This window comes from Kitasatospora sp. NPDC057500 (assembly GCF_042802195.1).
Taxonomy (GTDB): Bacteria; Actinomycetota; Actinomycetes; order Streptomycetales; family Streptomycetaceae; genus Kitasatospora.
Genome location: NZ_JBHVER010000232.1, coordinates 1 through 11678, shown reverse-complemented (window position 1 = coordinate 11678; position 11678 = coordinate 1). Strand labels below are relative to the sequence as shown.

General features: G+C 75.8%; 11 protein-coding genes. 4 read left to right on the top strand and 7 right to left on the bottom strand.

Features of this window, described 5'->3' with window-relative positions; genetic code table 11:
• Positions 1 to 103: 103 nt before the first annotated feature.
• The 5 genes from ACFU74_RS32240 to ACFU74_RS32220 form a co-directional block, all read right to left on the bottom strand.
• Positions 104 to 982: a carbohydrate-binding protein gene (locus ACFU74_RS32240; protein WP_380763260.1), complete on the bottom strand. Its 879-nt coding sequence runs from the start codon at positions 980 to 982 to the stop codon at positions 104 to 106.
• 141 nt (positions 983 to 1123) lie between these two features.
• Positions 1124 to 2041: an AraC family transcriptional regulator gene (locus ACFU74_RS32235; RefSeq protein ID WP_380763258.1), complete on the bottom strand. Its 918-nt coding sequence runs from the start codon at positions 2039 to 2041 to the stop codon at positions 1124 to 1126.
• 115 nt (positions 2042 to 2156) lie between these two features.
• Positions 2157 to 2933: an SCO1664 family protein gene (locus ACFU74_RS32230; protein ID WP_380763262.1), complete on the bottom strand. Its 777-nt coding sequence runs from the start codon at positions 2931 to 2933 to the stop codon at positions 2157 to 2159.
• A 92-nt stretch (positions 2934 to 3025) separates the two neighbouring features.
• Positions 3026 to 3595, bottom strand: coding sequence for a DUF3090 family protein (locus ACFU74_RS32225; RefSeq protein WP_380763256.1), 570 nt, complete (start codon positions 3593 to 3595; stop codon positions 3026 to 3028).
• Positions 3596 to 3800: 205 nt separating this feature from the next.
• A complete protein-coding gene (locus ACFU74_RS32220; protein ID WP_380763254.1) occupies positions 3801 to 4508 on the bottom strand; it encodes a histidine phosphatase family protein in 708 nt (235 codons plus the stop codon).
• Between the two features lie 141 nt (positions 4509 to 4649).
• On the opposite strand from ACFU74_RS32220, the gene ACFU74_RS32215 reads away from it, so the two are divergent.
• Positions 4650 to 5633, top strand: a complete 984-nt coding sequence (locus tag ACFU74_RS32215; RefSeq protein WP_380763252.1) for a magnesium and cobalt transport protein CorA — start codon at positions 4650 to 4652, stop codon at positions 5631 to 5633.
• A 45-nt stretch (positions 5634 to 5678) separates the two neighbouring features.
• On the opposite strand, the gene ACFU74_RS32210 is transcribed toward ACFU74_RS32215, so the two are convergent.
• Positions 5679 to 6737, bottom strand: coding sequence for an LLM class F420-dependent oxidoreductase (locus tag ACFU74_RS32210; protein WP_380763250.1), 1059 nt, complete (start codon positions 6735 to 6737; stop codon positions 5679 to 5681).
• A gap of 288 nt (positions 6738 to 7025) precedes the next feature.
• Between ACFU74_RS32210 and ACFU74_RS32205 the strand changes: the two genes are divergently transcribed.
• Both ACFU74_RS32205 and ACFU74_RS32200 read left to right on the top strand, forming a co-directional pair.
• Complete coding sequence (locus ACFU74_RS32205; RefSeq protein ID WP_380763248.1) at positions 7026 to 8006, top strand: aldo/keto reductase; 981 nt, start codon at positions 7026 to 7028, stop codon at positions 8004 to 8006.
• A 153-nt stretch (positions 8007 to 8159) separates the two neighbouring features.
• Positions 8160 to 10319, top strand: a complete 2160-nt coding sequence (locus ACFU74_RS32200) for an ATP-binding domain-containing protein (RefSeq protein ID WP_380763246.1) — start codon at positions 8160 to 8162, stop codon at positions 10317 to 10319.
• A gap of 184 nt (positions 10320 to 10503) precedes the next feature.
• On the opposite strand, the gene ACFU74_RS32195 is transcribed toward ACFU74_RS32200, so the two are convergent.
• Complete coding sequence (locus tag ACFU74_RS32195) at positions 10504 to 11112, bottom strand: hypothetical protein (protein WP_344344439.1); 609 nt, start codon at positions 11110 to 11112, stop codon at positions 10504 to 10506.
• 331 nt (positions 11113 to 11443) lie between these two features.
• Between ACFU74_RS32195 and ACFU74_RS32190 the strand changes: the two genes are divergently transcribed.
• A complete protein-coding gene (locus tag ACFU74_RS32190) occupies positions 11444 to 11653 on the top strand; it encodes a DUF5703 family protein (protein WP_037846781.1) in 210 nt (69 codons plus the stop codon).
• The last annotated feature ends 25 nt before the right edge of the window (positions 11654 to 11678 follow it).

Genomic DNA, 11678 nt, shown 5'->3' with positions numbered 1-11678 from the left:
GCCCCGCGCACGGCCTCGCGGGGCGGAGCGGGCGGACGGGCCGCCCGGTCGGCCCTGCCGCCGACCGGGCGTCCGTGACCCTCGGGTCAGGCGGCCGGAGCCGCTACAACCGCCGCCAGAGGGCCGGCACGTTCGACGGCTCCCACCCCGCGATCGCGGTGTGCCCCTGGAGGCACTGGTAGGAGGCGCCGCCGTAGGTGACGCGGTCGCCCGCGTTGTAGAAGGTGCCGACGGTCCAGGTGCCGCCGCCACCGGTCGACGTCGGGGTCGGCGTGGTGGGCGTCGGCTTCGGCGTGGTGGGGGTGGGCGTCGGGTTCGGGGTCTGCGGCACGTTGAGCACGAAGTCGTACGTGCCCTCCTTGGCCGAGCCGACCTGGCGGATGTTCATCAGCAGCCGGGCGTCGTAGATGGTGTCGGTGCTGTTGCGCGGCTCGTTCGGGAAGTACAGCTGGGTGGTGAGCACCGACCGGCCGGGCGCCTGGAGCTTGACGTGGATGTGCCGGGTGCGGCCGGGGTAGAGGCCGGGCACGATCGTGGTGAGGCTGAACGCGCCCTGGGCGTTGGTGAACTGGTGGCCGCGGAAGGTGAAGCCGGCGTTGTCGTAGTTGCCGTTCACGTCGGCCTGCCAGAAGTCCATCAGGACGTTGGCGATCGGCAGGCAGGCGCGGCCGAAGACGAAGCCGCTGACGGTGAGCCTGGTTCCCGGGGTGCTGTCGGTGATGAGCGAGGTGCGCAGCGGGGAGTTGGGCTTGAAGTAGGGGCCCTCGGTCTGCGGGATGGTCGGGGCGTCGCCGTCCTGGCACTCGGGGGTGAACTCCGGCATCTCGCCGGACTCGACCCGGTCGCGGGCCAGCGCGACGCCTCCGCCGACCAGCAGCGGCGCGGTGCCGAGCACGGCGGCGGCCCTGAGGACGGTCTTGCGGCTGATCCGACGGTCGGTCGGACCGTCCGTCCCGGTGAGGGGCTCTTCGGACGCGGGCATGCGCCGACTCCTTCGGTGTGAGTGTGGGGGATCTGGTGGTGCCGTCCGGGGACGGCCCTTGCCATGGTGGGGGCATGACAAGGACCGGGCCGACGGACCGCCCGCTCGCGCCGGGCGGTCCGCCGGTGGCCAGCAGTCAAACTACGGGCCGTCGGGGGCCGCCGCGATGGACGTGATCCGGGGATCGTGGTGATTTCCTCCGACACTGGACCGGAACTCCCCCGGCGTCATCCCGGTCTCCCGGCGGAAGAACCGGCAGAAGTACGCCGGATCGCCGAATCCGGCCTCCCTGGACACCTGTCGCACGGTCAGTTCGGTGCAGGCCAGCAGCCGTTTGGCCTCCAGCGTCTGCTGCTGGCGGATCAGCCGGCCCGGGGTGCGTCCGGTCGCCTGCTTGACCATCGCCTGGAGGTGGCCCGGGGAGACGCCCAGCTCGTGCGCGCAGGAGGCGACCGAGCGCTGCACCCCGCCCGGGGTGGCGATCAGCCGGGTGAAGGCGGCCGCGAGGTCCCCGGTGCGGCCGGGCTGCCCGCCCGCGCCGCCGGGCGAACAGGCCCGCAGGGCGCGCACGACGAGGATGTGCAGACTGGCCCGCAGCACGCCCGGGTAGCCGGTCGGGCGGGCCCGGTACTCGGCCTCCATGTCCGCCAGCAGTGCGGCGATCGGCTCGGCCTGCTCGCCGAGCCGCACCGCCGGGCGGGAGGCCAGGGTGCGCAGCGCGGCGAGGTCCTGCGGGTGGGCCAGCAGGAAGTCCTCGTTGAACAGCACGACCTGTCCGGTGAGGTCGTCCGCGTCCGCCCAGTAGTGCACCTGGCCGGGTGCGATCACGCACAACTGCGGGGGCTGCACCGGCCGCTGGACCAGGTCCAGGACATGGGCGCCGCGCCCGCCGGTGAGGTAGACGATCTCGTAGAAGGAGTGCCGGTGGGGGAAGCCGGCCCGGGACAGCGGGCCGATGGCGTCGAAGCTGCCGATCGCGAACGGCAGCAGATGCGGCAGCGGGACCTGGAGGCGGTGCAGCGGCAGGTCCAGGTGGGGGGTGGTCCGTCGCTCGTCCATCGTCGCAGTGTGCTGCCAGGGCGGCGCACCGGTCCAGACCATTACCGGCTGAGGAACCGCGGGAGAACGGGTCTGCGGGCCTTCGAACCCTCGGACCGGCGGGGCCGACCGGTCCCTAGATCGGCGGCCAGGGGATGGACGGCCAGTCCTCGGAGGGCAGCGGGTGGGTGCCGGCGGCGAGCAGGGCGGCCACCCGGGACCGGGCGGCGTCCAGTTCGGCGGCGGTCAGGTGCGGGGCCAGCCGCTCCCCCAGCTCGCCGTCCAGCTGCCCGGCCAGTCCGGCCAGCACCGCGGCCGCCTCGGCGGGCAGCGGCTGCCCGGCCCAGCCCCAGAGCAGGGTGCGCAGCTTGCCCTCGGTGTTGAAGGTGACGCCGTGGTCGATGCCGTAGAGCCGGCCGTCGGCGGCCGGGATCAGGTGGCCGCCCTTGCGGTCGGCGTTGTTGAGGACGGCGTCCAGCACCGCGAGCCGGCGCAGCCGCGGGTCGTCGGGGTGGACCAGCAGCGCGGTGCGCCCGTCGCCGACCTCGGCCCGGACGATCGGCAGCCAGCCGTCCTCGGGACCGCTCGGGTCCTGGAGCGCGAGCAGCGGGGCGGCGTCCGGGTCGGGCTCCACCCAGAGCTGCACCATGCCGGGGCCGTGCGGGCCGTCGCGCAGCACGGTGGGCGGGACCAGGTCCCAGCCGGTGGCGGCGGACAGCTCGTACGCGGCGACCTCGCGCCCGGCCAGGGTGCCGTCCGGGAAGTCCCAGAGCGGGCGCTCGCCGGCCACCGGCTTGTAGACGGCCTGGGCCCGGCGGCCGTCGGCCGCGCCGACGGTGCAGTAGAGGGCGGCGTTGGAGGCGTCGGTGAGCCGGCCGTGCACGGTAAGCGCGCCCTCGCGCAGCAGTCGCAGCGCGCCGGGCGGGTCGGCGGCGAGCGCGGCGGCCTCGGCGGGGTCGGACCGCGGCGGCTCCGGCGGGTCGGCGGGCCGCGCGGTCGGCGCGTTCAGCGCCGGTACCCGTTCGCGCGCGGGCACAGGTGGCCCTCCGGGTCGAGCGGCAGGTTGCAGAACGGGCAGGGCTTGCGGCCGGCCGCGACGAGGTCCAGCGCCCGCTTGGCGAACACCCGGGCCATCGCACCGGAGAGCCGCACCCGGAGCATATCGGGGCCGTTCTCGTCGTCCTCGAAGACGGCGGCGCCCTCCTCCTCGCCCTCCTCCTCCTCGACCAGCGCCTGGGCCTCGACCACCAGGCAGCCGTCCACGCTGTCCCAGGCGAGCGCCATCGTGCCGACCCGGAACTCCTGCTCCAGCGGCAGGTCCAGCGGCGCGGTGTCGAGCAGGTCCTGCGGGGCGGCGGCCGGGATGCCGGCCGCGCCGCCGCTGCGGCGCAGCGCCTCGTCGAGGACCTCGTCGATCCGCTCGGCGAGCGCGGCGACCTGGGTCTTCTCCAGCAGCACGCTGGTGATCCGCCCGCGGGCGCTGGCCTGAAGGTAGAACGCCCGGGCGCCGGGCTGGCCGACGGTGCCGGCCACGAACCGTTCGGGCTGGTCGTAGAAGAAGACCTGACGGGTCACGCTCTCGCTCCGGGTCGTATCGATCGTCGTGGGCGTCCGGGGACGCCGCTGGGGTCGGTCGGGGGTCGGGGCTGGGTGGTCCGGGGTGCCCGGGCCGGGGGCGCGGGGACCCACTGGTCACCCTACGACCTCCGGGGCCGCGCCGGGGAGCCGAGGCCCCGGCGGGGGCCGCCGGGCGGGCCGGGGACGGCCCGCGGCGGACGGTTCAGGCCGTTCCGGTGGAGCCGCCGACCACCGCGTCCCCGCTCTGCCCGGCCGGGGCACCGGGACCGGCGGGCCGCGGGGCGAGGGAGGTGAGGTCGCCGGTGTCGCCCATCCGCAGCACGAAGGGCCGGCGGGCGGTGTAGCGGATCGCGGTGACCGAACAGGGGTCGACGTTGATCCGCTGGAAGTGGTCGAGGTGCAGGCCGAGCGCGTCGGCCACCACCGCCTTGATCACGTCGCCGTGCGAGCAGGCGACCCAGACCGCGTCCTCGCCGTGCTCGGCGGCGATCTTCTCGTTCCACTCGCGGACCGCGCCGACCGTGCGGTGGCTCAGTTCGCGCAGCGACTCGCCGCCGGGGAAGGCGGCCGCCGCGGCGTGGTCCTGGACGGTGCGCCACAGCGGCTCCTCGGCCAGCTCGGCCAGCGGCCGGCCGGTCCACTCGCCGTAGTGGCACTCGCCGAGCCGCTCGTCCAGCGCGGGGCCGGCCAAGCCGGGGCGGGCGGCGAGCAGCGGTTCCAGGGTCTGCCGGCAGCGCTCCAGCGGGCTGCTGACCGCCTGCACCAGCGGAACCGGGGCGAGCCGGTCGGCGAGCGCGGCGGCCTGCGCGCGCCCGGTGTCGTCGAGTTCCACCCCGGGCGTCCAACCGGCCAGGATTCCGGCGGTGTTCGCGGTGGAGCGGCCGTGGCGGACGAGCAGCAGGGTGGGCATGGGGACCACCCTACGGCCTCCCCGGGCCGGGCGGGCCGGCGCACGGATCCCGTCCGCCGCCCCGGCCGGCTCCCCGGGAGCGGGACGAACCGTCGTCGCGGCGGATGTTTCGGGCAGGCGTTTGCGGCGACAATGGCCCGCATGATCGTCCATTGCGCCATCTACCGCGACGGCCGCCCGGTCGCGACACCCGCGGACCCCGCCGGCAGCCTCGCCGCGGCGCGGGCGGCGGGACCGGGCGGCTTCGTCTGGATAGGCCTGTTCGAGCCCACCAGCGAGGAACTCGACCGGGTCGGCGGCGAGTTCGGCCTGCACCCGCTGGCGGTCGAGGCCGCGGTCGGCGCCCGCCAGCGCCCCAAGGTGGAGACGTACCGCAACTCGCTGTTCGTGGCGCTGAAGACGCTCGGGTACCACCCCGGCGGTCACGCGGTGACCAGCGGCGAGGTGATGCTCTTCGTCGGCGAGGACTTCGTGCTGACCGTCCGGCACGGCGCCGACAGCCCGCTCGGCGACCTGCGCGCCGAGCTGGAGCAGCAGCCGGAGGTGCTCGGCTACGGCCCGAGCGCCGTGCTGCACTCGGTCTGCGACACCGTGGTGGACGGCTACGCGGACGTGACCGTCGGCATCCAGGCGGACCTCGACGAGCTGGAGTCGGACGTGTTCGCACCCGGCCGGGTGGGGCGCGACATCGCGAGCCGGATCTACGGGTACAAGCGGCAGCTGGTGACCGTCCGCCGGGCCACCGGGCCGCTGGTCGACGCGATGCTGCGGCTGGAGCGCCCCGGCGTCCCGTTCGTCCGGGCCCAGGCGCTGCCGTACCTGCGGGACGTCTCCGACCACCTGGCCCGCACCAGCGACCAGGTGGAGGGCATGGACCGGCTGCTGTCGGACATCCTGGCCGCCAACCTGGCGCAGGTCAGCGTGCAGCAGAACAACGACATGCGGAAGATCTCCGCCTGGGCGGCGCTGGCCGCCGTGCCGACGATGATCGCCGGCGTGTACGGGATGAACTTCGAGCACATGCCCGAGCTGCGCCAGCCCTGGGGCTATCCGGCGGCGGTCGCGCTGATGGTGGTGGTCTGCGTGCTGCTGCACCGGGTGTTCAAGCGGCACGACTGGCTCTAGCGGCCCCTCCCCGGGCGGCGCGCGGGGAGGGGCGGGGAGAGTCGGCTACGCCAGGCCGGCGCGCTCCAGGGCCTCGACGCCGGTGCGCAGCGCGGTGATCCGCTCGTCGAGCGTGAAGCCGGCGGGGGCCAGGGTGAGCGTGGTGACGCCCGCGTCCGCGTAGGCCTGCATCCGGTCGGCGATCCGGGCGGTGTCGCCGATCAGCGAGGTGGCGTCGACGAGGTCGTGCGGGACGGCGGCGGCCGCGCCCGCGTAGTCCCTGGCCAGGTAGCGCTCCTGGACCTCGTCGGCGGCCTGCTCGTAGCCCATCCGGCGGGCGAGCTGGTTGTAGAAGTTCTTCTCCTTGCTGCCCATGCCGCCGATGTAGAGCGCGGTGTAGGCGCGCTGCGAGTCGACGCCGGCCTTGATGTCGTCGCCGACGGCGATGGCCACGGTCGGGCAGACGTCGAAGCCGTCGAACTCCTTGCCGGGCTCGGCGCCCGCCTTGGCCCGGCCGGCCTTCAGCGGGTCCAGCGAGAGCGCGGCGTGCGCGGGGTCGAAGAAGATGCCGAGCCAGCCGTCGGCGATCTCGCCGGTCTGCTCCAGGTTCTTCGGGCCGATCGCGGCGATGTAGAGCGGGATGCGCTCGCGCACCGGGTGCACGGTGAGCTTGATCGGCTTGCCGGGGCCGCCGGGCAGCGGCAGCGTCCAGTGGGCGCCCTCGTGGACCAGCCGCTCGCGGGACATCGCCTTGCGGATGATCTCCACGTACTCGCGGGTGCGGGCCAGCGGCTTGTCGAACTTCACGCCGTACCAGCCCTCGGACACCTGCGGGCCGGAGACGCCGAGGCCGAGCCGGAAGCGGCCGCCGGAGAGGGTGTCCAGGGTGGCGGCGGTCATCGCGGTCATCGCCGGGGTGCGGGCCGGGATCTGGAAGATGGCCGAGCCGACGTCGATCCGCTCGGTCCTGGCGGCCACGAAGGAGAGCACGGTGGCCGCGTCCGAGCCGTAGGCCTCGGCGGCCCAGCAGACCGAGTAGCCGAGCCGGTCGGCCTCCTGGGCGACGGCGATGTTGTCGGCGTCCATGCCGAGTCCCCAGTAGCCGAGGTTGATGCCGAGTCGCATGGGCACTGCCTTCCAGTCGGGTTGCTCGGGAGCGCGACGACGCGTCCGGCCGACATGCTACTGGCCGGTAGCCATGGCGTGGGTCACATTCCGGCCGTCGGCTCCCGCGCTCGCCCCAGGTGCCTCCCGGCGGTGGTCGTCCTGCGGGTCTGCGCACCTGCCCGGGCACCGGCCGCTACGCTCAGCCGACGTGGGGCGCCGCGTCCCACCTGCGGGTTTGTCCCCGTCGGGCGCCCCGCCCCGCAGCGTTCCGCCACCGCACCTTCGGCCAGTGAGAGGGCCCGTCCGATGGAAAAGCGTCACCTCGGCCGCACCGGGCTGCTGGTCTCCCGGCTCGGCCTCGGCACCATGACCTGGGGTCGCGACACCGACGAGCAGGAGGCCGCCGAACAGCTCAAGGAGTTCGTCGACGCCGGCGGCAACCTCGTCGACACCGCCGACGTCTACGCGGACGGCGACGCCGAGTACCTGCTCTCCCGGCTCACCGACAGCCTCGTCCCCCGTTCCGAGCTGGTCATCGCCACCAAGGCGGGCAGCGTGCCGGCCTCCGGCCGCCGCTTCGACGGCTCGCGCGGCCACCTGCTCGGCGCGCTCGACGCCTCGCTGCGCCGCCTCGGCACCGACTACGTCGACCTCTGGCAGGTGCACGCCTTCGACCCGGCCACCCCGGTCGAGGAGACCCTGAGCGCCCTGGACATCGCGGTCTCCTCCGGCCGCGCCCGCTACGTCGGGGTCTGCGACTTCAGCGGCTGGCAGCTCGCCAAGGCCGCCACCTGGCAGCACGCCCACCACGGCCGGGTACCGCTGGCCGGGGCGCAGCTGGAGTACTCGCTGCTCCAGCGCGGCAGCGAACGCGAGGCCCTGCCGGCCGCCCGGGACACCGGGGTGGGCGTGCTCGCCGGCTCCCCGCTCGGGCGCGGCGTGCTCACCGGCAAGTACCGGCACGGCCTGCCGCAGGACTCGCGCGGCGCATCGCCGTACCTGTCCGGGTTCGTCCAGCCCTACCTCGGGGAACGCGCCCGGCGGATCGTGGACGCCGTCTCCACCGCCGCCGACGGCCTGGCCAGCAGCCCGCTGGCGGTCGCGCTCGCCTGGGTCCGGGACCGGCCGGGCGTGGCGAGCGCGCTGGTCGGGGCGCGGACCGCCGGGCAGTTGCAGACCGCGCTGTCGGTGGAGGCCCTTACGCTTCCGGGGGAGATCCGCGGTGCGCTCGACGACATCTCGGCGCCGGTCCACCGCTATCCCGACCAGGGGTGGAGCGAGCTGTAGCGGCCGCTCGACCCCGCGACCCGAGCCTGCCCGAACCGACCGACCGCCGGCCCGGCCGCCCCGCGCGGCCCTGGACCGGCCCGACCCGGCCGACCGCCCCGACCGAGGGCGGGCGGCACCCAGCATGTGGAGTTGAGCTTTGTGGAGCGGACGATGACTGACGCGGAGAACGGCGCTCCGGAGGAGACCTCGGCGGACTCGGGCGTCGTTCCCGGGCAGGCCTCGCCGGACGCACGCGACACCCCGGCCGCCCCGGGCACGCCGGACGCCCCGGCCGCCCCGGAGGCTCCGGCCGCGCCCAGGCAGGACGCGGCGGGCGACGACCGGGCGGCGGCGGTCGCGGCACTGGCGGAGCGGGTGCGGTCGGTCGGCCGCCCCGGCGGGGACGGCGACGCCCCGGCGCCCGGGAGCGCGGGCACCGGGGAGGCCGCGGCCGACCGCGCGGCGACCGACGAGCAGCGGGCGCAGGCGCTCAAGGACACCGCCGAGGTGCTGACGGCGGGCGGCGCCCCGGCCTCGCTGGCCGCCGCCGCCGTGGCGGTGTTCGGCGACGGCGCTGCCCAGCAGCTGCGCGACGACCCGTGGCTGGTGCTCACCCTGCCCGCCGTCCGGCCGGAGCACGCGGACGGCTTCGCCCGCGGTCTGCTCGGCCCGGCCGCCGGCCCCGGCGACCAGCGGCGGGCCAAGGCGCTGGTCGGCTGGCTGCTGGAGCAGGCGGCGCTGCGCGGCCACTCGGCCCTGGAGATCGGCGAGGTGGTCTCGGGGCTGGAGCGCCTCGGCGTGCCGGACTCCGCCGGCGCCGTCCAGGCCGCCGTGGTCGACGGCGGGGCGATGCCGTTCCAGGAGGAGCTGACCGGCGCCGAGGCGCACGCGGCCGGCGGGGACGAGGAGGACGAACCGCCGACCCGCACCCTGCTCGCGCTGGAGCGGCTGGCGCTGGCCGAGGAGAGCCTGGCCGACGGCCTGGTCCGCCTGATGTCCACCTTCGTCCCCGGCGAGGACCCGGCGGACCCGGCGGACCCGGCGGAGGGCGCCGGGGCCGGGGCCGCCGAGGAGAACGGGGACTCCGAGGAGGACGGGGCCGAAGCCGCCGAGGAACCGCCCGCCGCCCCCGGGCCGGCCGCCTGGGAGGCCGCCGCGGCCGCCGCCCCGTCCTCCTCCGCGACCGCCCTGGTCCGGGCCGCCGCCGAGAGCGCGCTCGTCCTGCACACCGGCGGCGAGGCCGCCCGCGCGGAGCCGGCCGCCCTGCTGGCCGCCGCGACCGGTCTCGGCCTGCGGGCCTGGGCCGCCACCTGGACCGACCACGGCCGGACCGCCTTCGCCGCGCTCGCCCCGCTCGCCGAGTCCCCCGCCCCGGCGCCCGTCGCCACGCTGGCCGAGCTGCTCGCCGGCGCGGCCGGCCCCGGCCGGGCCGCCGACGGCACCCTGGCGCTCGACCTGCTGATCGTGCTGGACGCCCCGCTGCTGGACGTCGAGCTGGCCGCCACCCTGCTGGAGTCGCTGGCGGACGGCACCCGCCTGGTGCTCAGCGGCGACCCCGGCCAGCTCTGGTCGGCCGGCCCCGGCCGGTTCTTCGCCGACCTGCTGGCCGCCAAGGCCTGCCCCGCCGTCGCCTCCCGCACCCCCGACTTCGGCCCGATCGGCGAGCTGGTCTCCGGCGTCGGCATCGGCGAGCTCCAGCCGGTCGAGGCGCCGGACAAGGAGGTGGTCATCCTGACCGCCAAGGACGCCGGGGAGGCCGTCCACCGCGCCGTCCAGCTGCTCACCGACTCGATTCCGCGCGCCCTCGGCATCCCGGCCGAGCAGGTCGTCCTGCTCACCCCCGGGCACGGCGGCGGGGCCGGCACCCGTGCGCTGAACGCCGCCGCCAAGGCCCGGCTCAACCCCGGCCCGGGCCGCTTCGGCGGCTTCGACCCCGGCGACCGGGTCGCCGACTCCCCCACGCCCGGCCACACCCGGCCGGCCCGGGTGCTCGACGGCGACGCCGCCGGCCTGCACCTGGAGTACCCGGACGGCTCGCGCCGCACCGTCCCGCCCGCCGAGGTCGGGAAGCTGCGGCACGGCTGGGCGCTGACCGTCCACCAGGCGGTCGGCCGCCGCTGGCCCGGCGCCGTGGTGGTGCTGCCGGACGACGCGGGCGCGGCGCTCACCCGGCAGTGGGTCTACACGGCGTTCGGCCGCGGCGAGCGCCACCTCTCGGTGGTCCACGCCGCCGGCCCGGCGCTGGCGCAGGCCGTCGCCGAGCGCCCGGCCGCGCCCCGCACCACGCGGCTGCGCGCGATCCTCGCGGAGAACGCGGCCGAGTCCTACTGACGGCCGCCGACGGCGCGGCGCCGGAACGGCCGGAGGCCCCTCGGGTGGGGGTCTCCGGCCGTTCCGGGGCCGGGAGCCGTGACCGGACGTCACCGCGCCCGGCGCGAGGAACGTCCGAAATCATGCGCCTGAAGCACCCGTTCCGCCCCGCGCGCCGGGCGCACGGGGGGCCGGGGACCGCGGGTCAGTCGTCGAGGTCCTCGTCGTCGTAGACCTCGCTCACGTCGAAGCGGCAGATCAGCAGCTGCGGGTCCGCGTGCTCGAACGGCTCCGGCAGCCACTCCCCCGGCTCGCTCGGCTCGGCGGCCGCCACCCAGAGCGTGGAGTCGGCCTCCTCCAGCCCGAACTCCTCGCTGCGGGCGGCGATCTCGTCCGGCTCGAACTCGCCGAACAGCACGCCGATCGCGGCGTTCACCCCGCCGCCGTCCGAGCCGCCGCCCGGGGTCAGCGAGTCGTCCAGCCGCTCGGCCTGGGCACGCAGCCGCTTCGGGTCGACGACGTGGTAGTCGCGGCGGATCAGCACGCTGATCGCCTCGGGCTGTTCCGGACCGTGGTACCCGCCCGGGCCCTCGTCACCGGGGACCTCGAAGGGGGTCACCTCGTCGTAGACCTCGTACAGGAGTTGGTCGTACGCGATGGCCGCCGTCGCGAGCTGCTCGTAGGCGGTGGACACAGCGGAATCGTCCGCTGCGCTGTGGCTTGACACCGCTTCCAGATGACGGTCGATGGCGGCCTTGACCGCCTCGGCGGCGGCGCGTACCTCGGCAATGGTGGGCTGCGCGGCATCAGACATGGTGCAGACGCTATCTCCCCTCGGTGCCGGTACGCACAGCGGTTGTCACCTACACCCGCGATTTCACCGCAACTTCCCCCGCGATGTCCGATCCGTGCCGTTCTGTCCCCCGGGGCGCCGGCCGGCGGCGCGCGCCCGGCGCCCGGCCGGACCGTCCGCGCGGGCCGTCCGGGTGCCGCTTCGCGCGGCGCGCCGGGGGTATGTCTTCCCCAGGAGCAACGGAACTGATGCCCTGTCAGTGCGGTGCGGTCCGGGGCGGCCGAAAATTCCCCGGCCCGTTGTCCCGGGCAGGCCGTAGGCTTGCTCGCAGGCGTCCCACAGGAGGAGCGTTTTGACCCCACCGAAGCCGGTCCGGCAGCCGGAGTACGAGTACCAGTCGCTGCGCATGCCGCGCGGGACGTCCCGCAACGCGGCACGCCAACTACTCACCGATCATGCCGAGTACGGGCACTGGGAACTGGACAGGCTCCGCCTGTTCCCGGACGGCAGCCGCACGGTGCTGCTGCGCCGGCGGATCATCCGGCAGGTCCGGAGCTGGTGACGGCGGACGCGCGGCGGGCCTGCCC